The organism is Pseudactinotalea suaedae (assembly GCF_009733815.1).
GTDB lineage: Bacteria > Actinomycetota > Actinomycetes > Actinomycetales > Beutenbergiaceae > Pseudactinotalea > Pseudactinotalea suaedae.
The window spans coordinates 199,945-222,479 of record NZ_WNXY01000001.1 but is presented as its reverse complement, the minus strand read 5'-3'; the positions used below and the strand labels follow the sequence as shown (position 1 = coordinate 222,479).

Here is a 22,535-nt window from a genome sequence, read left to right as displayed (position 1 = left end):
GCCGGTGAGTGCTGGTTCACCGAGTGGGGCAGCAACCGCGTCGGTCACCTGACGGCCGGCGGCGAGATCGTCGAGCACGACCTTCCCTCGGCGGCGTCGGAGCCTCACGGCCTGACGATCGGGCCCGACGGCGCCGTGTGGGTCGCCCTCGAGACCGGTCACGTCGCGAGGATCGTCAGCTCGCTCGACGAGGCCTGAGGGGGACCCCAGCTCCGGCGTCCCCGAAAAACGGGATGCTCACGCTCCGCCTTCGTGACAAGACTGGAGTCATGGACAACTCAGCGATGGCACTGGGCACCATGTACTTCGGCACCCGGGTCGAGGAGGCGACCTGCTTCACCCTGCTCGATCGGTACGTCGAGCTGGGCGGGCGCTGGCTGGACACCTCGAACAACTACAGCTTCTGGGCCGACGACAGCGGTATCGGCGGCCAGAGCGAGGCGGTCCTCGGCCGCTGGTTGCGGTCCAACCCTGGGGCGCCGGTCCTGCTCTCCACCAAGGTCGGTGCCAGACCCACGCGGGTGGGTGGCTTCCCGGACCACCTCGAGGGGCTCGGGACCGACACCGTTCGCGCGGCGTTGCAGGACAGCCTCGAACGGCTGGGCGTGGACGCCGTCGATCTGTACTGGGCGCACGTCGAGGACCCGACCGTGCCGGTCGAGGACCTGGTCGCGACGTTCGGCGGGCTGGTGACCGAGAAGCTGGTGGGCCGCTACGGCGTGTCGAACCACCCGAGCTGGCTGGTGGAGCGCATCCGAGCTGCCGCCGAGCGCGCCGGACTGCCCACGGTCAGCGGCTATCAGCAGCGGTACTCCTACTTCCAGCCGCTGCCTGGCGTACCCGTCGAGGGGCAACCTCTTCCCCTCGGCATGCTCACCCAGGACGGTCTCGACCTCCTCCGCCGCAACCCCGACGTGGCCGGCTGGGTCTACACCGCCACGCTGCTCGGCAGCTACGACCGGTCCGACCGCCCGCTCTCGGAGGAGTACCAGCACACCGGCAACGACCGGCGGCGCGCTGCTCTCGCCGCGGTGGCCGACCGGCGTGGCCTCCGACCCGGGCAGGTGGTGCTGGCCTGGCTCCGATCGGGACGACCCGCGCTCACCCCCATCGTGGGCGTGAGCAGCGTCGACCAGCTCGAGCAGGCCTGGACCGGGGTCACGACCCAGCTGAGCGCCGACGAGATGACCGCCCTCGACGTCGGGTGAGCCGAGCGGAGGCCGGGCCCGGGCATCGTCCGTCGCGCGCCGTCTGATGGCACGATGACGGGCATGGACCTTCCCGTGATGCCGCCGGTCAAGCCGATGCTGGCGAAGGCAGCGAAAGAGATCCCCACCGGCGGCGTCGCGTACGAGCCGAAGTGGGACGGCTTCCGCTCGATCATCTTCCGCGACGGCGACGAGGTGGAGATCGGCTCCCGCAACACCAAGCCGATGACGCGGTACTTCCCGGACGTGGTGGAGGCCGCGCGAGCGCAGCTGCCCGAGCGGTGCGTGGTCGACGGCGAGATCGTGGTCGTGGTCGAGGACCGGCTCGAGTTCGAGGTGCTGCAGCAGCGCGTGCACCCGGCCGCGAGCCGGGTCAAGCGACTCGCGGCCGAGACCCCGGCCAGCTTCGTCGCCTTCGACCTGCTGGCCCTGGGCGACGAGGACCTCACCGGGCTCTCCTTCGCCGACCGGCGCGCACGGCTGGAGGACGCCCTGGCCGATGCCGCGGCCCCGGTGCACCTGACGCCGATCACCCACGACGCCGATGTCGCCCGGTCGTGGTTCGAGCAGTTCGAGGGCGCCGGGCTCGACGGCGTGATCGCCAAGCCGCTCGAGGGCACCTACCAGCCGGACAAGCGCACCATGACGAAGGTCAAGCACCAGCGCACCGCCGACTGCGTGGTGGCCGGCTACCGCGTCCACACCTCCGGTCCGGACTCGATCGGCTCGCTGCTGCTCGGCCTCTACGACGACGCCGGCGACCTCGCCTCCGTCGGGGTCATCGGCTCGTTCCCGGCTGCGCGCCGCAAGGAGCTGTTCATCGAGATGCAGGAGCTGGTCACCAGCTTCGACGAGCACCCCTGGGCCTGGGCGGCGCAGGAGGCGGGCACGCGCACGCCGCGTAGCGGCGAGGGCAGCCGGTGGAACAACGGCAAGGACCTCTCGTTCGTGCCGCTGCGGCCCGAGCGGGTCGTCGAGGTGCGGTACGAGCACATGCAGGGCGGCCGCTTCCGGCACATGGCGCAGTTCAACCGGTGGCGCCCCGACCGGGAGCCGCGCTCGTGCACCTTCGACCAGCTCGAGGAGCCGGTCAGCTACGACCTCGGCGACATCTTCGGGGCCTGACGTCAGGCCAGCGGGACGCTGGCCTCCAGGACGTACCGGGGCGCACCTGCCGGCCCGTCGCCGAGGTGCGAGGACAGCAGCACGATCTCCTCGGCCCGCCACAGCGGTCCGCGGTAGACCGACAGCGCGCGCACCGTGTCGCCGAGCACGGCGTCCCCGAGCCCGCGAGCCCGCCGTCCCGACCGTGCCACGGTCATGTGCGGCCGCGGCGGGACGTCCTCCGCGCGTTCGGCGACCGCGACGCCGGCACCGACCATCAGCCGCTGCACTCCCCCGACGTCACCGGACACACCGCACCAGAGCGTGCGCCCGGAGAACGCGCCCGCTCCGCTGAGCCAGATCTCGGGAGCTGCGGTGCGCTCGGCCAGCAGCTCCAGCCCTGCGGCCACGTCCGGGACCGCCCCCTCGGGCACGTCGCCGTAGAAGGCGAGCGTGAGGTGCAGGTTCTCGCGCGGGACCCAGCGCAGCGCCGCTGCCGGTCTGGAGCGCACAGCGTCGAGGGCGCGCTCCAGGTGGTCGAGCACGGGTGGTGGCGGCACCAGCGCCGCGAACAGCCTCACGCCCACGGCACCACCAGGTCGGCCAGCTCGCGCGTCTGCGACACCAGCCGGGCGTTGAGCTCGTCCGAGCCGAACGTGAAGGCGCTCGCCCGTTCGGTGCTCTTGCCGTTCGCCACGTGCCGCTCGAACAGTCGCCGACGGCGGAGCTCGGGGTCGACGTCGACGAACCAGGTCTCGTCGAGCACCGCGCGCACCTGCCGCCACGGCTCCGCCTCGACCAGCAGGTAGTTGCCCTCGGTCAGCACGACGCGCACGTCGGGCGCGACCGGGATCGCGGAGCCGATCGAGGACTCGACCTGTCCGCGCACGTACATGGGCGCGTAGACCACGCCCTCGTCGGGGTCCCGGAGGCGCCGCAGCAGCGCGAGGTAACCGGCGCCGTCGAAGGTGTCGATCGCGCCCTTGCGATCGGCGCGACCCAGTCGCGCGAGCTCGACGTTCGCGAGATGGAACCCGTCCATGGGCACGACGACGGTGCTCACCCCGGACGCGACCAGCGCCTCGGCCAGGGCGGCGGTCAGCGTGGACTTCCCCGCGCCCGGCTCCCCCACCACACCCACGAGCACGCGGGGTCGCGCGGCCGCCAGCGCCAGCACCCGGTCGCGCAGACCGGCCACGAGCGCCGCGGGGTCGCCCGCTGCGCCCGCAGTGCCCGCTGTGCTCATGGCGCCGCACGCCGCTGCGCCGACGCCGAGGCGTACAGGCACAAGGTCGCGGCCATCGCGAGGTTGAGGCTCTCCGCCTTGCCGTGGATCGGGATCCGCACCACGGCGTCCGCGAGCGAACGGGCCTCCGCGCCCAGACCGTGGGCCTCGTTGCCGAACACCCACAGGGCGGGTGCGCCGAGCGGCGCGTCGTCGAGCGCGACCTCGCCCGCACCGTCTGCCGCCAGCACCGTCAGACCTGCCACCCGCGCGGCGTCGGTCACCTCGGCGAGCGAGGGTCCCCGGACGACGGGGAGGTGGAACAGCGAGCCCGCGGTCGATCGCACCACCTTCGGGTTGTGCTGGTCGACGCTCTCGGCGGTGAGGACCACGGCGTCCGCACCCGCGGCGTCGGCCGCGCGGATCACGGTGCCGGCGTTGCCCGGGTCGCGGACCTGCGCGAGGCACGCGACGAGCCGGGTGCCTGCCAGCAGCGCACCGAGGTCGCCGGGCTCCAGGACCTGAAGGACGGCGAGCACACCCTGCGCGTCGGGGCTCATCTCGGCGAGCACCTCGGGGGCCACCAGGTGCGTCCGGAGATCGGCGGCGACGGCGACGTCGACGATCTCGGGGTACCGCTGCGACGCCTCGACCGTGAGATAGACGTCGCGCACCTCGGCCGCGGCGTGCGTGACCGCCTCACGCACGCCCTGCGGACCCTCGACGAGGTACTGCGCGCTGCGCTGCCTCGCGGACCGGCGGGCGAGCGCACGCACCGCCCGCACCCGGTCCGCGCGCGGGTTGGTCATGATCTCGGGCACCGACCCATTGTGGTGCACGGCGCGAACCTCCCCGATCCCTCCACGCGGCGCCACGCCCACGGCCACACGCCGCTGCCAGGGTGGTGCCATGCGTCGTCGTCGGAACCCGGGGCTGGTGGCGATCGTCTGTCTCGGGCTGCTGGTCCCGGTCGTCGGTGTCGCCGTGGTCGTGGGGCTGATCCCGACCGAGCCCGAACGCACGGCAGCGGTGCCGACCGAGAGGTCCGAGCGCACCGGGACCAGCACACCGCCCACCGGGACCGGCGAGGTGCACGAGAGCGACTACCCGGACACCTGGGACACCCCCGACGACGTCCCCGTCACGCCCGACGACCAGCTCACGCAGCCCGAGATCGACGCGCTGCTGCAGACGTCCGCCGCGGCCGACGCCGGCAGCACCTGTGCACCCGAGCACCTGACGCTCTCGTTCAGGGTCGTCGACGCGGCAGCCGGGACCATCTTCGGCTACCTGCTCGCGGAGGCGACGCAGCCGTGCACCGTGGTGGGCTGGCCCGGTCTGGGAGCACGCGGCGAGTGGGGCGACCCGCTGCCGATGCAGATCGACCCCGAGGGGCGCGGCTGGGACGGCTCGGCCCTGGAGGCCGCGCCGGTCGCGTTGGCGGCGGGAGGGTGCGCCGTCGTCCCGCTGCGATGGACCGGCGAGCGGGCCGGCGCGCTCTCGCAGGCCGTCAGCTCCGCCGTCGTCCAGCTCGCCGAGGGCTCGCTGGCCGTCCTGGTCACGAACCCGCCGAAGGGGTCGACCGACTGGATCGACTGGACGATCAACAGCCACCTGTACCCGGGGCCGTGGCAGCCGGACCCCGGACTCTGCACCGGCTGAGCCGGACGTGACGACGCCCCCGCCACCCGTGGGTGGCGAGGGCGTCCTCGGAGCTGGTGGGCTCAGGCAGCTGGTGCGGCCGGGGCGTTGACGTCCTCGGGGAGGGCGGTCCTCGCGACCTCGACCAGCGTGGTGAACGCGGCGGCGTCGCTGACGGCGATCTCGGCCAGCGCGCGACGGTCGACCTCGACGCCAGCGGCCTTGAGGCCCTGGATGAGGCGGTTGTAGGTCAGGCCGTTCTGGCGAGCAGCCGCGTTGATGCGCTGGATCCACAGACGGCGGAAGTCACCCTTGCGGGCCCGGCGGTCGCGGTAGGCGTAGGTGAGCGAGTGCGTCACCTGCTCCTTGGCCTTGCGGTACAGCCGCGAGCGCTGGCCGCGGTAGCCGCTGGCGCGCTCGAGGGTCGTGCGGCGCTTCTTCTGGGCGTTGACCGCCCGCTTGACGCGTGCCACGTCGTTCTCCTTGCTTCGGTTCTGTCAGAAGAGTGTGTGCTCGAGCCCTACAGGCCGAGCAGCTTCTTCACGTTCTTGACGTCGGACGGCTTCACCAGGGTGTCGTTCACGAGACGTGCGGCCTGGCGGGCGCTGCGCTCCTGGAACTTGTGCACGTGGCGGGCGCGCTGCTTCATGATCTTTCCGGACCCGGTGACGCGGAATCGCTTCTTGGCGCCAGAGTTCGTCTTGTTCTTCGGCATCTCTTCGTTCTTTCTCGGTATGCGGGCGACCGGGAAGAGCTGGATCAGCTCTCCTCGGCGGACTGCTCCGCCTTCGGCTCCTGCGGCTGACGCCGCTGCTCGCGCTGGACGTCGACCTTCTTCTTGTTCGGTCCGATCACCATGGTCATGTTGCGGCCGTCGAGTCGCGGGCTGGACTCGACGTGGCCGAGCTCGGCGACATCCTCCGCCAGGCGCTGCAGCAGTCGCATGCCCATCTCGGGTCGGGACTGCTCGCGGCCGCGGAACATGATCATCACCTTGACCTTGTCACCGGCCTTGAGGAACCGCTCGACATGGCCCTTCTTGGTGCCGTAGTCGTGCGGGTCGATCTTGAGCCGGAACCGGATCTCCTTGAGGATCGTGTTCGTCTGGTTCCGTCGCGCGTCGCGCGCCTTCATGTCCGACTCGTACTTGAACTTGCCGAAGTCCATGAGCTTGGCGACGGGCGGGCGCGCGTCGGGTGCGACCTCGACCAGGTCGAGGTCTGCCTCTGCAGCCAAACGGAGCGCGTCCTCGACGCGGACGATGCCGACCTGCTCGCCGTTGGGGCCGACCAGGCGCACCTCGGCAACTCGGATGCGCTCGTTGATGCGTGGCTCGCTGATAGGTGCTCCTTGTGTCGTCTGTGGTCGTGCTTCAGATTCTTGCCGCACACGAGGAAGGCCCCCGGTGCGATGCACTCGGAGGCCCTGGGGGTCCGGCGACGGCGTGGCTCACCTCTCGGGGCGCGCCACTCGTCTCGGACCGGTCTACCCGGGCCCTGTGTGTCGGGCCGAGGTGGGAAGGATCTCCACTTGCACCCTGGTCCTTCCCGCCATGCCGCCGGCCACCGTGCAGACGCACGGCTTTCACCAGCACAACGAGACAGACCAGTCGGTCGCCGTCCATGATAGCAGAGGTGCCGCGCACCGCCCTCACATGATGAAGCTGAACAGCGGCGACCCCGGCGGCACCTGCTCGATCTGGAGCGGGCTGTGGTCCATGCGCGCGAGCAGCCCGGCGAGCTTCGCGGCGTCGTCGAGCTCGATCCCCACCAGCGCGGGCCCGGTGTCGCGGTTGTTCTTCTTGACGTAGTCGAACATCACGATGTCCTCCCCCTCGGCGAGGACGTCGTCGAGGAAGTGCCGCAGCGCGCCGGGCTCCTGGGGGAACGTCACCATGAAGTAGTGCCGCAGCCCTTGGTGGATCAGTGACCGCTCGAGGATCTCGCCGTAACGGCTGACGTCGTTGTTGCCGCCCGAGACCAGGCAGGCGACCGCGGCGTGCGCCGGGAACCGCCCGGCCATGGCCCGCACCGCGGCGCTCGCGAGCGCACCCGCGGGCTCCGCGACGATGCCCTCGACCTGGTAGAGGTCGAGCATCTCGGTGCAGACCGCGCCCGGGTCGACGGTGACGATCTCGTCCACCAGGTCCCGCACGATCGGGAACGGGACCTCGCCCACCCGGCCCACCGCGGCGCCGTCGACGAACGTGTCCACCTCCGCGAGGGCGACCGGCCCGCCGGCCGCGAGCGCCGCCGTCATGCTGGCGGCGCCCCACGGCTCCACGCCGACCACACGGACCTGCGGGCGGCGCTCCTTGAGCCAGAGGGCGAGCCCGGCGATCAGCCCGCCGCCGCCGACCGGGACCAGCACGGTGTGCAGCGGCGGTCCGGCCTCCTCGGCCTGCTCCCAGATCTCGGGCGCGATGGTGCCCTGGCCTGCGATGACCCGGGCGTCGTCGAACGGCGGCACGAACACCGCCCCGGTGCCGGCGGAGTCGGCCAGCGCCGCGGCTCCCGCCTCGTCGTACGTGCTTCCCTGCACGATCAGCTCCACCCGGCCCTCGCCCAGGGCGAGGATGCGGCGGCGCTTCTGACGGGGCGTCGTCGTCGGCACGAAGACGCGGCCCTGGACACCCAGCCGGGCGCAGCTCCACGCCAGCCCCTGGCCGTGGTTGCCCGCGCTGGCGCACACGACGCCACGCGCCTGCTCGCTGGGCGACAGGCCGCTGATCAGGTGATAGGCACCGCGGACCTTGTAGGAGCGGGTGATCTGCCGGTTCTCCCGCTTGAGCAGCACCGAGGTGCCGACCATCTCGCTCAGCCGAGGGCTGTGCTCGAGCTCGGTGCGGCGCACGACGGGGCGGAGCAGCTGCGCCGCCGCATCGACGGCGGCCGCGTCCAGCCCAGCTCGATCCATGCTCGCGACGATAGCCCCGTGGGACTCAGTGCGTGATCGCCGGTCGCACCGTGACCGAGTCGACCAGGTCGGCGATCAGCTCGGAGGTCCCCAGCGCCTCGCGGCAGGCGCGCAGCGCGGCGACGGTCTCGGGGTCGGGGGTGCCGGTCGGGTGTCGGTGCAGATGGGCGACGACCGTGATCTCGGTGCCCCGGCCCGGTTCGATCGTGGCCGCGCGCACCGCGGGCACGCGCGCCAGCACGGCGTTGACCTCGCTCATGACCGCGGGGTTGCGCACCGCGGGCAGCCACGGCTCCCCGAGCGCGATCGCCCGCACCGCCGGTCGCGGCACCTGCACCCCGGACGAGCCCGGGTCCAGCACCAGCACGCCGTCGGCGTCCGAGCCTGCGGCGAGCGCCGCGCGGCGACCCTCCACCGGCACCGGCCGGGCGTCGGGGCGCCATACCCGCATCGCGTCGATCCCGGAGAACACCGGCAGCACCGCCCGACCGTCGGGGGCGGCGACCGTCACCATCGCGGCGTGGGCGCTCTTCTCCGCCGCGATGCCGTGGTCGGCCACCTCGTGAGCGGCCTGCAGCTCGTCCAGCCGGGCCACCACGGGCACCAGCACCCGGGCGGTGCGGAGCGCCGCCACGACCGCCTCCAGCCGCGCCTGAGGGTCCTCGAGCGCGAGCGCGAGCGCCGCGCTCAGCTCGGCCGGTGCCGCGCCGTCGTCACCGGCGAACGCCGAGCTCGGCGGCAGCGCCCGGCCACCGGCGCCGGCACCGGTCACGGCCTGCCGGCGACGTCCAGCGCCTGCGGCAGCGTGAACGCGCCCTCGTAGAGGGCCGTGCCGATGATGGCGCCCTCGACCCCGTGCTCGACGATCGTCGTCAGCGCCCGGATGTCGTCCAGCGTCGAGACACCGCCCGAGGCGACCACGGGGGCCGAGGTCACCGCGCAGACCTGTCGCAGCAGCTCCAGGTTCGGGCCCTTCATCATGCCGTCCTTGGCGACGTCGGTCACGACGTACCGCGCGCAGCCGTCGGCGTCGAGCCGGGCGATCGTCTCGAACAGGTCGCCGCCCTCCCTCGTCCAGCCCCGGGCCGCCAGCGTGGTGCCGCGGACGTCGAGCCCGACCGCGATCCGGTCGCCGTGGCGTGCGATCGCCGCCGCGGTCCAGTCGGGGTTCTCCAGCGCCGCGGTGCCCATGTTGACCCGGCGGCAGCCGGTCGCCAGCGCCCGCTCGAGCGAGGCGTCGTCGCGGATCCCGCCCGACATCTCGACCGCGATGTCCAGCCGCCCCACGACCTCGGCCAGCAGCTCGGCGTTGGAGCCACGGCCGAACGCGGCGTCGAGGTCGACGAGGTGCACCCACTCCGCCCCGTCGCGCTGCCAGGCCAGCGCAGCCTCGATCGGGTCTCCGTAGTGCCGCTCGGAACCGGCGACACCCTGCACGAGCTGCACCGCCTGTCCCTGCGAGACGTCGACGGCAGGCAGCAGCTCGAGTCGTGTCACGGTGGTCCTCTCAGGAACGATCTTCTACAGGGTCCCGAGCCAGTTGCGCAGCAGCTGCGCGCCGGCGTCGCCGGACTTCTCGGGGTGGAACTGGGTGGCGGACAGCGGACCGTTCTCGACGGCGGCCACGAACCTCGTGCTGCCGTGGCTGGCCCAGGTGGTGCGCACGTAGTCCGGCGCGGTGCGCGCGGCGTAGGAGTGCACGAAGTAGAACCGCTGGTCGGCGAGCCCGGCGAAGAGCGCGGAGTCGGCCGGCGGCTCGACCTCGGACCAGCCCATGTGCGGCACGACGGGCGCGTCCAGGCGCTCGACGAGGCCCGGCCACTCGCCCAGGCCCTCGGCCTCGGTGCCGTGCTCGACGCTCGACTCGAACATCACCTGGTGACCGACGCAGATGCCCAGCACCGGACGCCCACCCGCGAGCCGGCGCTCGATGAGTCGCGGCGCGCCCACGGCGTGCAGGGCCTGCATCACGTGCGCGAACGCACCCACACCCGGGACCACCAGACCGGCCGCCGCGGCGACCTTGTCCGCGTCCGCGGTCAGCTCGACGTCGGCCCCGGCGCGCTCCAGCGCCCGCACGGCCGAGCGCACGTTGCCGGATCCGTAGTCGAGGACGACCACGCTGGTGCGGCTCATGGGCGTGGCTTTCGTTGCGTCTTGCGGAACAGCCTGCGAGCCTGCCACGGCGGCAGCTTGCCCGGCTCGATCGCGCCCGCGGCGTCCTCGGGCGTCAGGGTGCCGAACAGGAGCTGCTCGACCACGTCGTCCGACTGGGCGAGCACCAGCCCCGCCGACACGGTGTCCTCAGTGCGCTCTCCGTTGTTCCACTGGCTGGCGGCGATCGTGCCGACCAGGCCCTCGTCACCCTCACCGAGCCGCGAGACCAGCAGCACGGCGCCGTAACGGCTCGTGCGCGAGAGCGTCGCGGCCATCTTCCTCGCGATCTCGGGCGCCTCGCCGAGCAGCTCCGCGAGGCTGTCGTCGTCGGCACCCTCGGTCCCGGGGTCGCTGCGCTCGATCACCCGGACGGCGAGGGCTCCGCGCGAGGTCGGCACCACGTGCGCCTCGATGCCGGCCATCGCGCACAGACCCGCCAGGGCGGGAGCCGAGGACACCGGTGTCAGCACCACGGCGACCAGCGACTTCGGGCGCGTCGGCACCTCGTCGCGAGCAGGCGGCTCGCTGCCGAACGCCTTGGCGAACTCGGCGTCGAAGTCGAAGTCGTCGGGCAGGCTCACAGCGCGCCCTTGGTGGACGGCACCCCCACGACCCGCGGGTCGCGGGCGACCGCGGCCCGCAGGGCGCGAGCGAGTGCCTTGAACTGTGCCTCGACGATGTGGTGCGGGTCGCGCCCGGCGAGCAGCCGCACGTGCAGGCAGATGCCGGCGTGGTGCGCGATCGACTCCAGCACGTGCCGGGTCAGCGACCCGGTGAAGTGGCCGCCGATGAGGTGGTACTGCTGACCCTCGGGCTCGCCGGAGTGCACGAGGTAGGGGCGGCCGGAGATGTCGACGACCGCCTGCGCGAGCGCCTCGTCGAGCGGCACCAGCGCGTCGCCGAACCGGGCGATGCCGGCCTTGTCGCCAAGCGCCTGCCGCAGCGCCTCCCCGAGGCTGATCGCGACGTCCTCGACCGTGTGGTGAGCGTCGATGTCCGTGTCTCCGGTCGCGCGGACCGTGAGGTCGATCAGGGCGTGCTTGCCGAGCGCCGTGAGCATGTGGTCGTAGAACGGGACCGTGGTGCTGATCTCGGTACGGCCGGTCCCGTCGAGGTCGATCTCGACCAGCACGGTCGACTCGCTCGTGGTCCGCTCGACGCGTGCGGTGCGGTGCTGCGGCTGCTCGATCGCACTGAGCTCGGTCATCAAAGCCCGGTCACCTCCGTCAACGCGTCGCGGAACGCGGTCATCTCGTCGGGTGTGCCGATGCTCACCCGCAGGTACTGCTGGGGTCCAGTCTCCCGTATCAGAACACCACGATCGAGCAGACCCTTCCACACGGCGTGACGGTCGTCGAGACGGCCGAACAGCACGAAGTTCGCATCCGAGTCCACGGTGTCGAAGCCGCGCTCGCGCAGCCAGGCCACGCAGGCGTCCCGGTCCTGGCGGATCTGGGTGACCTGGCGCTGCAGCAGGTCGGCGTGCGCGACCGCGGCCCGCGCGACCGCCTGCGTGACCGCGGACAGGTGGTACGGCAGCCGCACGACGCGCAGCGCGTCGACCAGCGTGGGTGCCGCGGCGAGATAGCCCACGCGCGCCCCGGCGTAGGCGAACGCCTTCGACATCGTCCGCGCGACCGCGAGGTGGGGGTGCTCCGCCAGCAGCGTCACCGCGCTGGGCGTGCCGGCACGACGGAACTCCGCATAGGCCTCGTCGATGACGAGGACGGACGCACCGCCGTCGGGACCCGAGGTCCGGGTCGCCTCGGCGAGCCGGCGGGTGGTCTCGAGCGGGAGCGCGGTCCCGGTGGGGTTGTTGGGGCTGGCGACCAGCACGACGGCGGGGCGCACTCTCTGGATCTCGGCGACGGCCGCGTCGGGATCGACGGAGAAGTCGGAGGCACGCGGGGCGACGTGCCACTGCGTGAAGGTATCGCGGGCGTACTCGGGGTACATCGAGTAGGTCGGGGCGAAGCTCATCGCGACCCGGCCGGGACCGCCGAAGGCCTGCAGGACGTGCAGCATCACCTCGTTGGAGCCGTTCGCGGCCCAGAGGTGGTCGGCATCGAGCCCGACGGCCGCGGACTCGCTGCCCAGGTAGGCGGCGAGGTCGGCCCGCAGCGGCAGGAAGTCACGGTCGGGGTACCGGTTGAGCCCGCCGGTGGCCGCCCGCACGGCCTCGGTGACCGCGTCGACCACCTCGGGCGGGGGCGCGTAGGGGTTCTCGTTGACGTTGAGCAGGTACGGCACGTCGAGCTGGGGCGCACCGTAGGGCTCGAGGCCCGCGAGGTCGGGGCGCAGCGGCAGGGTCACGGGCCGAAAGTCTAGTTCGCGCCGCGAACCAGCCGCGCGAGCGCCCACCGCAGCAGCGGCAGATAGGGCACGCCGAGGAGCGCCGGCAGTCGCGCCCAGGCCCGCGAGCCGCCGTCGGCGGGCTCGACGCCGTGCACCATCGTGACCCTGATCGCGCGGCCCACGGTCCACGTCCAGGTCCGCCCCGGGTGGTCAACGGCGTCGACGACGAACGGCAGCCGCAGACCCATCGGGCCGTGCACGTGGCCACGGGTCCCCGTCACGACACGGGCGTCGGCACAGGTGACGGCGCGGATGTGCGGCGCCCACGAGGGCCACCGCGCCGGCGTGGTGAAGCGGTCCCACACCTCGTCGGGCTCGGCGTCGCCTCGCACCGCGACCCGCACTAGCGCGCGTCCTCCGCGACCGCGGGCGTGGCCCGCCGGCCCCGCAGGTCCCCCAGCCCGGCGGCGAGCGCAAGCAGCACGAAGGCGCCGACGGCGAGCAGACCGCGGTCGTAGGCGTGCTGGTAGACGACGACGTCCGGTTGGCTGCCCTCCTCGGCGAACACCGCGGCGTAGAACAGCGACAGCGCGATCGCCGTGCCGATCGCCGTCCCGATGCGCTGACCCAGCTGTCCCATCGACCCCGCGAGGCCGCCTTCGTGCACGGGCACGTCGGCGAGCGTGATCGTCTGGTTGGGCGAGATCACGACGCCGCCTCCCAGACCGGCGACGAGCATCACACCAGCCATCACGAACGGCGTCGCCTCGGCGCTCACCCACCGTGCGACCAGCGCGAGCGCGAGCACCGACACGGCGACCACCACCAGGCCGACGACCACGAGCGCGCGCCCGTACCGGTTGACGAGCTTGCCGCTGTACCAGGACGTGGCGGCGCTGGCGAGCGCGAACCCGATCGAGACCATCCCGGCGAACACCGGCGCCAGCCCGAGGCCTTCCTGCATGAACAGCGTCGAGAGCAGGAAGATCGCCGGCAGCGCGGCGAAGTAGGCCGTCGCGAGCAGCGTGCCGTTGCGGAACCCACGGATCCGCAGCAGCCGGAACGGGATCAGCGGGCTGCGGCCGGACGCGGCGTAGTGCCGCTCCCACACCGCGAAGGCGGTGCCGAAGGCCACCGCGACGACGAGCGACCACCACCGACGCGGGTCGTCCTCGGGGCTGCCGGTCGTCAGCAGGAACGGCACGAGCAGCGCGAGCACGGTGATGCCGAACAGCAGCACGCCGACAGGATCCAGCTGCAGCGGCGCCCGGTCCCTCTCGGGCGATCCTCGCGGCAGCAGCCGGATCGCGAGCAGCATGGCCGCGAGCGCGAGCGGGATGTTCAGCCAGAAGATCAGGCGCCAGCCGTCCTCCTCGCCGCCCACGGCGATCAGCAGCCCGCCGAGCGTCGGCCCGAACGCCGTCGAGAGCCCGATCACCGCGCCGAACAACCCGAAGGCCCGGCCCCGTTCGGCACCGGTGAACAGCTGCTGCACGAGCCCGAGCACCTGTGGCATCTGCACACCGGCGGCGACGCCCTGCAGCAGCCGCCCCACGAGCAGCATCGTGCTGCTGGTCGCCAGCGCGCAGATCAGGCTCGTGATCGTGAACAGCGCCAGGCCCACGAGGAACAGCGTGCGCCGCGAGCGCTGGTCACCCAGGCGACCCATCGGCACGAGCGTGAGCCCGAAGGTGAGCACGTACCCGGACACCACCAGCTGCAGCTCGGTGGACTGCGCTCCGAGCGCGGTCTCGATCGAGGGCAGCGCGACGTTGACCTTGGTGAGGTCGAGGATGGTGATCGAGGCGACCGTGACGGCGACGGCGAACGCACGCCACCGATGGGCCTCGGCCGCGGCGTCGGTCGCGGTCGAGGGTGCCGAGGTCACCTGGGCACACTACGCCGGGACGGGCGCGCGGCCCTCACTTCCCGCTGAGACGGTCCACGCTCATCACGAGGATCACCCGGTCGGCCTTGTCGGCGGGCGCCTCGGTGCTCGGGTTGCCGTACCGGTTCTGCAGCTCGACGTAGAACGCACCGGTCGGGTCGTCGATCACCTCGACCAGCGCGCCGCGCACCTCGAGATAGGCGAAGGGGTTGTCCGGGTCGATCAGCGCGAGCGCCATCGCCGGGTTCGCCTGCAGGTTGCGGAACTTCGCCCGGGTGCGCAGGTGGGTGAACCGGATGTGCTCGCCGTCGAACGCGAACCACATGGGGTTCACCTGCGGCGTCCCGTCCGGACGCACGGTGCCGAGCGTGGCGTAGATCGGCAGCTCGAGAAGTCGGCGCTGGGCGTCGGTGAGGTCGAGAGTCATGTGCAGGCAACCCGCAGGTGTCGTCGATCATTCCCCCGGACGAGGAGAGCTCCGCGGCTGGGCAGGCACATCCCACCACCCAGGCTCTGACGCCGGCGAGAGGGTCCGCAACCGTGCGCAACGGAAGGTGTCGTCGTCGCAGCCGATCCAGTCCACCAGGTGCACCCGGTGCCGAGCGGCGACGACCTTGGCCCGCTCGAACACCGCCTCGACCTGGTGTCGTGAGCCGCCCTCGACCACCGGTTGGTCGCACAGCACCACCCCGGCGAGAGCAGGCTCGCTGCCGCGCAGACCCTCAACCTCGGCGTGGAGCAGGCAGACCTCGAGGGCGTCATCGATCGGGTCTGTCCGATCGGTGTACAGCAGGCCGAGAAAGCGGGCGTCGTACGCCGCGAGCGCCACCATCAACCGCCGCGGGCCGAAGGCTCGTTGATCCATCGCGATCCCGAGGATCTGCTCGGGCAAGGGATCGTGCTCGACCCCAGGAGCGGGTACCACTCCTTCGACGATCGCGATCCGCCGTCGACCGGTTGGATGTCGTCTCTGCCGTGCCATCCGAGCACGGTAGGCGGCCAGAGCGGCCAGCTGCTGGAGTTATCCACAGCCTTGGTCGGCCGCCTAGGGTGGAGAGGTGAGCACGCCGGAGTGGGAACCACCCGAGGATCTCGTCCCCCCGCTCGACGGCGAACCGCCACGCTCTCGGCCTGAGACGGCGCTGCAGGCGCTGCGCTCCGTGTGGGGCTACGACTCCTTCCGTGGCCAGCAGGCCGAGGTGATCGACACCGTGGTCGCCGGTGGTGACGCGATCGTGCTGATGCCCACCGGGGGCGGCAAGAGCCTGTGCTACCAGGTGCCGGCGCTGGTGCGACCGGGGACCGGCGTCGTGATCAGCCCGCTGATCGCGCTGATGCACGATCAGGTGGACGCGCTGCGGCTGCTGGGCGTGCGCGCCGCGTACCTGAACTCCACGCAGGACCCGGACGAGCGGCGTCAGGTCGAGCGGGCGTTGCTGGCCGGCGAGGTCGACCTGCTGTACCTGGCGCCGGAGCGGCTGACGGCCGCCGCCGCGCTGCTGGACCGCTGCGAGATCTCGTTGTTCGCGATCGACGAGGCGCACTGCGTGAGCCAGTGGGGCCATGACTTCCGCCCGGACTACCTCGCGCTGTCGATGATCCACGAGCGGTGGCCGCAGGTGCCGCGCGTGGCGCTCACGGCGACCGCGACCACCGAGACCCGCCGCGAGATCGCCGAACGGCTCGCGCTCACCGAGGCCCGGCTGTTCGTGGCCAGCTTCGACCGGCCGAACATCCAGTACCGCATCGTGGGCAAGCAGGACGCCCGCGCCGGGCTGGCGCAGCTGATCCGCGAGGAGCACCCCGGAGCGGCGGGCATCGTGTACTGCCTGAGCCGGGCATCGGTGGAGAAGACGGCGGAGTGGCTGGGGTCGCAGGGCATCACGGCGCTGCCCTACCACGCCGGTCTCGACGCGGGCACCCGCTCGCGCCACCAGGCACGGTTCCTGCGCGAGGACGGCGTGGTGATGGTCGCCACCATCGCCTTCGGGATGGGCATCGACAAGCCCGACGTGCGGTTCGTCGCGCACCTCGACCTGCCGAAGTCGGTCGAGGGCTACTACCAGGAGACCGGCCGGGCCGGCCGCGACGGGCTGCCCTCGACGGCGTGGCTCGCCTACGGGCTGCAGGACGTGGTGCAGCAGCGCCGGATGATCGTCGAGGGCGAGGGTGACCGGCAGCGCAAGCGCGTGCAGTCCCTCCACCTGGACGCGATGCTCGCGCTCTGCGAGACCGTGCAGTGCCGGCGCCAGCAGCTGCTGGCGTACTTCGACGAGCCGAGCGAGCCGTGCGGCAACTGCGACACCTGCCTGGCCCCGCCGGCGACCTTCGACGGCACGGTGCCGGCGCAGAAGCTGCTGTCGACGATCGTGCGGCTGCAGCGCGAACGCCGGCAGTCCTACGGCGCCGGCCAGATCGTCGACATCCTGCTGGGCCGTGACACCGAACGGGTGCGCCGGTTCGGGCACGAGACGCTGAGCACCTTCGGCATCGGCACGGAGCTCTCCGAGGTGCAGTGGCGCGGCGTGGTGCGCCAGCTCCTGGCGCAGGGTCTGCTCGCGGTCCAGGGCGAGTACGGCGTCCTGACCATCACCGACGCGGCGGCCGAGGTGCTGAGCGGGCGCCGGTCGGTGCTGCTGCGCCAGGAGCAGCAGCAGGTACGCAGCCGCAGCGCGCGCAGGTCGCGATCGGCGCCGGTCGACCTGGACCAGCCGCAGCAGGCGCTGTTCGAGCGGTTGCGCGCGTGGCGCGCCGAGACCGCCAAGGAGCAGGGCGTGCCCGCCTACGTGGTGTTCTCCGACGCCACGCTGGCCGGCATCGCCGCCGCCCAGCCGGCTGACCAGGAAGCGCTGCGCGGCGTCTCCGGTGTCGGCGAGGCCAAGCTGGAGCGCTACGGCACTGCCGTTCTCGCGCTGGTCGGTGCAGGCTAGAGGCATGGTGAACCGACTCGCAGCCAGCGCCTCGCCGTACCTGCGCCAGCACGCGGACAACCCCGTCGACTGGCGGGAGTGGGGTCCGGAGGCGTTCGAGGAGGCCCGCGCCCGGGACGTGCCGATCTTCCTCTCGATCGGTTACGCGGCCTGTCACTGGTGCCACGTGATGGCGCACGAGTCGTTCGAGGATCCCGCGGTCGCCGCGATCCTCGACCAGGATTTCGTCTCGATCAAGGTCGACCGCGAGGAGCGCCCCGACGTCGACCAGATCTACATGGACGTCACGGTCGCGCTCACGGGGCACGGTGGCTGGCCGATGTCGGTGTGGCTGACCCCGGACGGTCACGCCTTCCACGCCGGTACCTACTACCCGCCGACCGAGCGGGGCGGCGCACCGTCGTTCACGCAGGTGCTGGCAGCGGTCACCGACGCCTGGACCAACCGGCGCGCTCAGCTGCTCGAGGGCGGCTCCCGGATCACGGCCGAGGTGGCGGCCCGGAGCCGTCCGCCGGCGCCCGCCAGCCTCTCGCGCGCCGACGTCGACCAGGCCGTCGGATCGCTGGTGGCCCAGGCCGACGACGCGTTCGGCGGGTTCGGCGACGCCCCCAAGTTCCCGCCGTCGACGACCCTCGACGCGTTGGTGGCCCGTGCCGCGCAGGCGGACGGGCCGATCGCCGACCAGGCATGGAACGTCGCCGCCGACACGCTGGAGCGGATGGCGCGCGGCGGCATCTACGACCAGCTGGCGGGCGGCTTCGCGCGGTACGCGACCGACCGCGCCTGGGTGGTGCCCCACTTCGAGAAGATGCTCTACGACAACGCGCTGCTGATCGGGTGCTACGCACGGGGCGCGGTCGAGGCGCAGCGCCGCGGCGATCCCCTCGCCGCGCTGTGCGAGCGGGTCGTCGTCGAGACGATCGAGTGGCTCACCACCGAGATGCTGACCGAGCAGGGTGCCTTCGCCTCCTCGCTGGACGCCGACAGCATCGACCCGGCCGACGGCCAGCTCCGCGAGGGCGCCTACTACGTGTGGACGCCCGACCAGCTCGCCGAGGTGGTCGGGGAGGTTGACGGCGATCGGCTCGCCCATGTGCTCGGCGTCGAGCAGGGCGGCACGTTCGAGCACGGCACCTCGACGCTGCAGCTGCGCGTCGACCCGGACGAGCCGGCCTGGTTCGCCGACGCCAGGCAGCGGTTGCGGGCGGCGCGCTCCGAGCGGCCGGCGCCCGGACGCGACGACAAGGTCGTGGCGGCCTGGAACGGCTGGGCGATCGCCTCGATCGTCGACGCGGCGATGCTGCTGGGCCGGCCGGAGTGGCTGCCGGTCGCCCGGCGCGTGGCGACGGCGGTCCTGGAGATCCAGCTCGACGGCGACCGGTTGCGGCGGGTGTCCCTCGGCGGCGTCCCGTCCCAGGCGCCGGGTGCGGCCGAGGACTACGCCGGTACGGCGCTCGGGCTGCTGGCGCTGGCGGGCGCGACCGGCGAGGCGCCCTGGCTCGAGAGCGCGCTGGCGCTGCTCGAGTCCCTGGAGCGGCACTTCCTCGCCGAGGACGGCGGCCTGCACGATGCCGCCGACGACGCCGAGACGCTGGTGCGGCGCCCGCGCGAGGTCGGCGAGAACGCCACCCCGAGCGGCACCACCACGGCCCTGCGCGCCTACCGCGCCGCCTACCGGCTCACCGCGGACGACCGCTGGCGGGTGCGCGCCGAGGCGCTGCTGGCCACCGTGGCGACCCACGTGGCACGCGCACCGCGCGCTGCCGGGTGGGCGCTGGCCGACGCCGTCGCCGAGCACGGCGGCCGGAGCCCCGTGGAGGTCGCGATCGTGGGCGAGGACGCCTCCGGCGAGCTCACGCGTGCCGCCTGGCGCGGCGCACCGCCAGGTTCGGTGGTGGTCACCGGCGCGCCGGACTCGGGCATCCCGCTGCTGACCTCGCGACCGCTCCAGGGCGGCGGCGGCACCGCGTACGTGTGCCGCGGCCACGTCTGCGAGCTACCGGTGACCTCGGTCGATGGCCTGCAGCGGCTCCTCGCCTGACCTGGCCACATCGAGACCGAACAGGTCGGCGAGGACGCGAGCGACGCCGTCGTCGTCGTTGCCGGGAGCGGTCGCGTCGGCGACCTCCAGCAGCGTGGCGTCGGCGTTGGCCATCGCGTAACCGGTTCCTGCCCACGTGATCATGGGGATGTCGTTGGGCATGTCGCCGAACGCGACCACGTCGGCCGCGGTGACGCCGAGCTCGGCGGCCACGCGGGCGAGCGTGGCCGCCTTGGTGATGCCGGCCGCGCTGATCTCGAGCAGATGGGGTCCCGTCCAGGTGACGACGGCGCGGTCGCCGACGGCGTCCAGCGTGGCGGTTCGCAGCCGCTCGGGATCGACTCTCGGGGCGGTGACCAGGAGCTTGACCACCGGGTCGGTCCAGATGCTGCGCAGCGGGCCGCGCGGCGACCCCGGTCGCGGGTCCCACTCGTCGACGAAACGCGGGTCGTACCGGATGCCGCTCTCGGTCTCGAGCGCGAACGTGGCCTCCGGGACCGCCGCCGCGATCGCATCGGTGAGCGCCACGCCGACCTCGGCGTCGATCCCCCACAGGTGCCGCACGCTGCGGCTGGGCACGTCGAACCAGATCGCGCCGTTGCTGACGATCGCCGTCCCGTGGCCACCGACGATCGGCCACAGCTCCTCCATCCAGCGCAACGGCCGGGCGGTCACGAACAGCACCGGGACATCACGTTCGTCGAGCGCGGCCAGCACGGCCCGGGTGTAGCCGGAGACCGTGCCGTCGGACCGGACGAGCGTGCCGTCCAGATCGGTGGCGACCAGCCGCGGCGGCCTCGCGCGGCTCATCGGTGCGCCCGCCGCGAGCCGATCGCGACGACGGCGGCGATCACCCAGCCGACCACGACGCCCCAGTAGGAGCCGATGAACACGCTGCTCGACAACCGGGCCCCGCCACCGTAGGAGGCGACGATCGGCGCCGTCAGCACCGACGCCAGCACGGCGGCGAGCACCACGACCATCCAGACGGCGAGGAAGGAACGCGCACCGTCGAAGCCGCGGCGCACCACGAGTCGCGTGCCGAGCCCGACCAGCACGCCGACGAGCGCGAACGAGACCAGCATGCCCACGAGCCACAGGCCGCCGTCGGGCACCAGATCGAGGATCGTGACCAGCGGGAACGAGGAGCCGGAGGGCAACCACTCCGGCGGCACCGAGCCGGCGCGGGCCACCCGGCTGACGATCTCGGCGCACACCTGCCACAGAACCGCAGCGACCACACCTGCGGTGACGACGAGCCCGGGGCGCTGCTGCATGAGGAGACCGTACCGAGCCACGGCCGCCCCGCACACGACGCGGGCGGGGCGCCCCCGCCGAACCCCGCCCGCGTCTGCTGGAGGAGCGTCAGCCGTTGGCCTCGACGAACCGCTGCCGAGCGCCGTTGACGAGGTCGACGAACGCCTGCAGACCCTGCGCCTCGACCTCGGCGACGTAGGCGTCCCACTCGCTCAGGTCACGCTGCCCCAGGATGAACTGCAGGGTGGCCTGGTCGACCGTGTCCTTGAGCGGCGTCTGCATGATGGCGGCCTGCTCGAGCTCCATCTCGTCCAACGGAGCCGGCGGGTTGGGCTCGCGCGGCGTGCGGTTGGCGAGCACGTCGTCCATGTAGGCGATGGTGCTCTCGGTGCTGTAGGACTCGATCAGCTCGCGCGACTCCGTGGCCTCGGCGAGGAAGCTCGAGAACCCCAGATCCTTCTGCAGGTCCAGCGGCGCGTCCGGGTTGAGGTTCCACAGGTCGGCCGACAGGTCCGGGCTCAGCGTGTAGGTGCCACCCTCCTTGGTGTAGGTCTCGCCCTCGATCCCCCACCGCAGCATCTCCCGGGCCTCCGGGCTGTAGTACAGCCAGTCGAGGAACTGCAGCGTGGCGAGGAAGTTCGGCGACTCGGCCACGTCCGGGGTCAGCATGAACCCGTGCCAGAAGCCGCGTGACCCGATCATCGGGCCCGCGGGTCCTCCGGGCGGCGTGATCATCTTGAGGCCGTAGCTGCCCGCCCCCAGCGTCGCGTCCATCTTCGACATGTACTCGGTGACCGTTCCGGCGGCCCCGCCCATGACGGCGACATCCCCGCGGAAGATCTTGGCGGTGATGACCTCCGAACCTGCACCGGCGTTCTTGGAGGTGAAGGTCTCCGGGTCCAGCAGGCCGTCGGCCACCATGCCGTGGAAGAACTCGAGCATCGTGCGGTACTCCTCGGAGGTACCCGCGTACTTGAGGCCACCGTTGCCGTCGTCGATCATGCCGTCGCCGAACCCCCACCCTGCCCGGGTGCCGAACGCCGGTCCGGCGACGTTGATGATCGAGGCGCCCTCGAACTGCTCGGCGAGCGGGATCGCGTCCGGGTTGCTCTCCTTGATCGTCGCCATGGCGTCCCGGAGCTCGTCCCAGGTCTCGGGGATCGCCAGCCCGAGGTCCTCGAAGATGTCGGTCCGGACCAGCAACGAGAACGTCGGCACCGACACCTCGCGCAGCCCCGGGACCATGTAGTACTTGCCGTCGAACTGCTTGAGGTTGTCGACGAGCAGCTGCAGGTCCCAGTCCTCGACGTACTTGCGGTAGTGCGGCATGTGCTCGATGTAGTCGCTCATCGGCAGCACGGCGCCACCGGAGACGAACGGCTTCTCGTCGCCCGCGTAGATGAGCGGGATGATCTGCGGCGCGTCGCCGGCACTGATCAGCAGGTTGCGTCGGTCGACCGCGTCGCTGAAGGGGACGTTCGAGGTGACCAGGGTGACGTTGGTCAGCTCCGCGATGTGGTCGAAGAGCTGCCACGTGGGCTTGATGTCCTGCTCCGGCCAGTCCGACCAGAGGATCGACAGCTCGAACGGCTCCGTGGCGGTGAACTGCTTGCCGGCCTCGTAGTCCGCCATCGCGCCGACGTCCTTGCCGTCGAGGTCGACGGCGCCCTGCTCACCACCGGCACCCCCGCCGGGGTCGGTGCCGTCGCTGTTGCACGCCGTGATGGCCGCGAGGCCGGCGACGCCGAAGGACCAGCCGAGCAGCTGCCGGCGACTCGGCTTGGGGTGAAAGGTCAATCGCAGGTCAGGCATCGTGTCTCTCCCTTGAGTACGTCGAACGAAACTATCGATCATTGTTCCGACAGTGAGAGTA

25 protein-coding genes and 1 pseudogene are annotated in these 22,535 nt (G+C 72.2%); 6 read left to right on the top strand and 20 right to left on the bottom strand.

Going from position 1 to position 22,535, the window contains the following annotated elements; genetic code table 11:
• Positions 1 to 36 precede the first annotated feature (36 nt).
• The 3 genes and pseudogenes from GPA04_RS21600 to GPA04_RS01065 form a co-directional block, all read left to right on the top strand.
• Positions 37 to 198 (top strand): annotated as a pseudogene (locus GPA04_RS21600) (virginiamycin B lyase family protein); the annotation flags it as partial.
• A gap of 71 nt (positions 199 to 269) precedes the next feature.
• A complete protein-coding gene (locus GPA04_RS01070; protein ID WP_156221454.1) occupies positions 270 to 1,208 on the top strand; it encodes an aldo/keto reductase in 939 nt (312 codons plus the stop codon).
• A 63-nt stretch (positions 1,209 to 1,271) separates the two neighbouring features.
• A complete protein-coding gene (locus tag GPA04_RS01065; protein WP_156221453.1) occupies positions 1,272 to 2,333 on the top strand; it encodes an ATP-dependent DNA ligase in 1,062 nt (353 codons plus the stop codon).
• Between the two features lie 2 nt (positions 2,334 to 2,335).
• On the opposite strand, the gene thpR is transcribed toward GPA04_RS01065, so the two are convergent.
• The 3 genes from thpR to GPA04_RS01050 are packed head-to-tail and all read right to left on the bottom strand — an operon-like array spanning position 2,336 to position 4,346.
• Positions 2,336 to 2,893 carry an RNA 2',3'-cyclic phosphodiesterase gene (gene thpR / locus GPA04_RS01060; RefSeq protein ID WP_162458487.1) on the bottom strand — a complete coding sequence of 186 codons (558 nt, stop codon included), beginning with the start codon at positions 2,891 to 2,893 and terminating at the stop codon, positions 2,336 to 2,338.
• The gene (locus GPA04_RS01055) at positions 2,890 to 3,558 is read right to left on the bottom strand and encodes a nucleoside/nucleotide kinase family protein (protein ID WP_156221451.1); all 669 of its coding nucleotides are present in this window, start codon (positions 3,556 to 3,558) and stop codon (positions 2,890 to 2,892) included. Before GPA04_RS01055 ends, thpR begins: the two co-directional genes overlap by 4 nt.
• On the bottom strand, positions 3,555 to 4,346 hold the full coding sequence (locus GPA04_RS01050) for a TrmH family RNA methyltransferase (protein ID WP_206674098.1): 792 nt from the start codon (positions 4,344 to 4,346) through the stop codon (positions 3,555 to 3,557). Before GPA04_RS01050 ends, GPA04_RS01055 begins: the two co-directional genes overlap by 4 nt.
• A gap of 100 nt (positions 4,347 to 4,446) precedes the next feature.
• Here GPA04_RS01050 and GPA04_RS01045 point away from each other — a divergent pair, with 100 nt between their 5' ends.
• Positions 4,447 to 5,199: a DUF4232 domain-containing protein gene (locus GPA04_RS01045; RefSeq protein ID WP_162458486.1), complete on the top strand. Its 753-nt coding sequence runs from the start codon at positions 4,447 to 4,449 to the stop codon at positions 5,197 to 5,199.
• A 62-nt stretch (positions 5,200 to 5,261) separates the two neighbouring features.
• Here the strand turns inward: GPA04_RS01045 and rplT are convergent, their stop codons facing one another.
• The 14 genes from rplT to GPA04_RS00975 all read right to left on the bottom strand — a co-directional run bounded on the left by rplT (position 5,262) and on the right by GPA04_RS00975 (position 15,326).
• A complete protein-coding gene (rplT, locus tag GPA04_RS01040; protein ID WP_156221448.1) occupies positions 5,262 to 5,651 on the bottom strand; it encodes a 50S ribosomal protein L20 in 390 nt (129 codons plus the stop codon).
• A 47-nt stretch (positions 5,652 to 5,698) separates the two neighbouring features.
• Positions 5,699 to 5,893 carry a 50S ribosomal protein L35 gene (rpmI, locus tag GPA04_RS01035; RefSeq protein WP_156221447.1) on the bottom strand — a complete coding sequence of 65 codons (195 nt, stop codon included), beginning with the start codon at positions 5,891 to 5,893 and terminating at the stop codon, positions 5,699 to 5,701.
• Positions 5,894 to 5,937: 44 nt separating this feature from the next.
• Positions 5,938 to 6,477 carry a translation initiation factor IF-3 gene (gene infC / locus GPA04_RS01030; RefSeq protein ID WP_241680514.1) on the bottom strand — a complete coding sequence of 180 codons (540 nt, stop codon included), beginning with the start codon at positions 6,475 to 6,477 and terminating at the stop codon, positions 5,938 to 5,940.
• A 351-nt stretch (positions 6,478 to 6,828) separates the two neighbouring features.
• Complete coding sequence (ilvA, locus tag GPA04_RS01025; protein WP_156221446.1) at positions 6,829 to 8,094, bottom strand: threonine ammonia-lyase IlvA; 1,266 nt, start codon at positions 8,092 to 8,094, stop codon at positions 6,829 to 6,831.
• 25 nt (positions 8,095 to 8,119) lie between these two features.
• On the bottom strand, positions 8,120 to 8,866 hold the full coding sequence (locus GPA04_RS01020; RefSeq protein WP_156221445.1) for an SseB family protein: 747 nt from the start codon (positions 8,864 to 8,866) through the stop codon (positions 8,120 to 8,122).
• Positions 8,863 to 9,591, bottom strand: coding sequence for a bifunctional 1-(5-phosphoribosyl)-5-((5-phosphoribosylamino)methylideneamino)imidazole-4-carboxamide isomerase/phosphoribosylanthranilate isomerase PriA (gene priA, locus GPA04_RS01015; RefSeq protein ID WP_206674075.1), 729 nt, complete (start codon positions 9,589 to 9,591; stop codon positions 8,863 to 8,865). Before priA ends, GPA04_RS01020 begins: the two co-directional genes overlap by 4 nt.
• A gap of 24 nt (positions 9,592 to 9,615) precedes the next feature.
• Complete coding sequence (gene hisH / locus GPA04_RS01010; RefSeq protein ID WP_156221443.1) at positions 9,616 to 10,230, bottom strand: imidazole glycerol phosphate synthase subunit HisH; 615 nt, start codon at positions 10,228 to 10,230, stop codon at positions 9,616 to 9,618.
• On the bottom strand, positions 10,227 to 10,832 hold the full coding sequence (locus GPA04_RS01005; RefSeq protein WP_156221441.1) for a hypothetical protein: 606 nt from the start codon (positions 10,830 to 10,832) through the stop codon (positions 10,227 to 10,229). Before GPA04_RS01005 ends, hisH begins: the two co-directional genes overlap by 4 nt.
• Entirely contained in the window at positions 10,829 to 11,458 is a 630-nt protein-coding gene (gene hisB, locus GPA04_RS01000) for an imidazoleglycerol-phosphate dehydratase HisB (protein ID WP_156221439.1), read from the bottom strand. Before hisB ends, GPA04_RS01005 begins: the two co-directional genes overlap by 4 nt.
• Positions 11,458 to 12,564, bottom strand: a complete 1,107-nt coding sequence (locus GPA04_RS00995; RefSeq protein WP_156221437.1) for a histidinol-phosphate transaminase — start codon at positions 12,562 to 12,564, stop codon at positions 11,458 to 11,460. Before GPA04_RS00995 ends, hisB begins: the two co-directional genes overlap by 1 nt.
• An 11-nt stretch (positions 12,565 to 12,575) precedes the next feature.
• On the bottom strand, positions 12,576 to 12,938 hold the full coding sequence (locus tag GPA04_RS00990; protein WP_162458485.1) for an SRPBCC family protein: 363 nt from the start codon (positions 12,936 to 12,938) through the stop codon (positions 12,576 to 12,578).
• An 11-nt stretch (positions 12,939 to 12,949) separates the two neighbouring features.
• Positions 12,950 to 14,434: an MFS transporter gene (locus GPA04_RS00985; RefSeq protein ID WP_156221433.1), complete on the bottom strand. Its 1,485-nt coding sequence runs from the start codon at positions 14,432 to 14,434 to the stop codon at positions 12,950 to 12,952.
• Between the two features lie 34 nt (positions 14,435 to 14,468).
• Positions 14,469 to 14,861 (bottom strand): PPOX class F420-dependent oxidoreductase, encoded by a 393-nt coding sequence (locus GPA04_RS00980; protein ID WP_156221431.1) that lies wholly within the window; start codon positions 14,859 to 14,861, stop codon positions 14,469 to 14,471.
• A 27-nt stretch (positions 14,862 to 14,888) separates the two neighbouring features.
• A complete protein-coding gene (locus tag GPA04_RS00975; RefSeq protein ID WP_156221429.1) occupies positions 14,889 to 15,326 on the bottom strand; it encodes a hypothetical protein in 438 nt (145 codons plus the stop codon).
• Between the two features lie 166 nt (positions 15,327 to 15,492).
• On the opposite strand from GPA04_RS00975, the gene recQ reads away from it, so the two are divergent.
• Complete coding sequence (gene recQ / locus GPA04_RS00970) at positions 15,493 to 17,364, top strand: DNA helicase RecQ (RefSeq protein ID WP_170299331.1); 1,872 nt, start codon at positions 15,493 to 15,495, stop codon at positions 17,362 to 17,364.
• Between the two features lie 4 nt (positions 17,365 to 17,368).
• Complete coding sequence (locus GPA04_RS00965) at positions 17,369 to 19,405, top strand: thioredoxin domain-containing protein (RefSeq protein ID WP_156221427.1); 2,037 nt, start codon at positions 17,369 to 17,371, stop codon at positions 19,403 to 19,405.
• On the opposite strand, the gene GPA04_RS00960 is transcribed toward GPA04_RS00965, so the two are convergent.
• The 3 genes from GPA04_RS00960 to GPA04_RS00950 form a co-directional block, all read right to left on the bottom strand.
• Positions 19,361 to 20,215 carry an HAD family hydrolase gene (locus tag GPA04_RS00960; RefSeq protein WP_156221425.1) on the bottom strand — a complete coding sequence of 285 codons (855 nt, stop codon included), beginning with the start codon at positions 20,213 to 20,215 and terminating at the stop codon, positions 19,361 to 19,363. The genes GPA04_RS00965 and GPA04_RS00960 overlap by 45 nt on opposite strands.
• A complete protein-coding gene (locus tag GPA04_RS00955) occupies positions 20,212 to 20,682 on the bottom strand; it encodes a hypothetical protein (RefSeq protein WP_156221423.1) in 471 nt (156 codons plus the stop codon). The genes GPA04_RS00960 and GPA04_RS00955 overlap by 4 nt, the downstream gene beginning before the upstream one ends.
• A gap of 88 nt (positions 20,683 to 20,770) precedes the next feature.
• Positions 20,771 to 22,474, bottom strand: coding sequence for an ABC transporter substrate-binding protein (locus GPA04_RS00950; protein WP_156221421.1), 1,704 nt, complete (start codon positions 22,472 to 22,474; stop codon positions 20,771 to 20,773).
• Between the last annotated feature and the right edge of the window lie 61 nt (positions 22,475 to 22,535).

Excerpts from the sequence above, each read along its gene's own strand:
- GPA04_RS01070 (WP_156221454.1), top strand. The coding sequence starts at position 270 with ATGGACAACTCAGCGATGGCACTGGGCACCATGTACTTCGGCACCCGG.
- GPA04_RS01065 (WP_156221453.1), top strand. The coding sequence starts at position 1,272 with ATGGACCTTCCCGTGATGCCGCCGGTCAAGCCGATGCTGGCGAAGGCA.
- GPA04_RS01055 (WP_156221451.1), bottom strand. The coding sequence starts at position 3,558 with ATGAGCACAGCGGGCACTGCGGGCGCAGCGGGCGACCCCGCGGCGCTC.
- GPA04_RS01050 (WP_206674098.1), bottom strand. The coding sequence starts at position 4,346 with ATGACCAACCCGCGCGCGGACCGGGTGCGGGCGGTGCGTGCGCTCGCC.
- GPA04_RS01045 (WP_162458486.1), top strand. The coding sequence starts at position 4,447 with ATGCGTCGTCGTCGGAACCCGGGGCTGGTGGCGATCGTCTGTCTCGGG.
- rpmI (WP_156221447.1), bottom strand. The coding sequence starts at position 5,893 with ATGCCGAAGAACAAGACGAACTCTGGCGCCAAGAAGCGATTCCGCGTC.
- ilvA (WP_156221446.1), bottom strand. The coding sequence starts at position 8,094 with ATGGATCGAGCTGGGCTGGACGCGGCCGCCGTCGATGCGGCGGCGCAG.
- hisH (WP_156221443.1), bottom strand. The coding sequence starts at position 10,230 with ATGAGCCGCACCAGCGTGGTCGTCCTCGACTACGGATCCGGCAACGTG.
- hisB (WP_156221439.1), bottom strand. The coding sequence starts at position 11,458 with ATGACCGAGCTCAGTGCGATCGAGCAGCCGCAGCACCGCACCGCACGC.
- GPA04_RS00980 (WP_156221431.1), bottom strand. The coding sequence starts at position 14,861 with ATGACTCTCGACCTCACCGACGCCCAGCGCCGACTTCTCGAGCTGCCG.
- GPA04_RS00965 (WP_156221427.1), top strand. The coding sequence starts at position 17,369 with ATGGTGAACCGACTCGCAGCCAGCGCCTCGCCGTACCTGCGCCAGCAC.
- GPA04_RS00960 (WP_156221425.1), bottom strand. The coding sequence starts at position 20,215 with ATGAGCCGCGCGAGGCCGCCGCGGCTGGTCGCCACCGATCTGGACGGC.
- GPA04_RS00955 (WP_156221423.1), bottom strand. The coding sequence starts at position 20,682 with ATGCAGCAGCGCCCCGGGCTCGTCGTCACCGCAGGTGTGGTCGCTGCG.
- GPA04_RS00950 (WP_156221421.1), bottom strand. The coding sequence starts at position 22,474 with ATGCCTGACCTGCGATTGACCTTTCACCCCAAGCCGAGTCGCCGGCAG.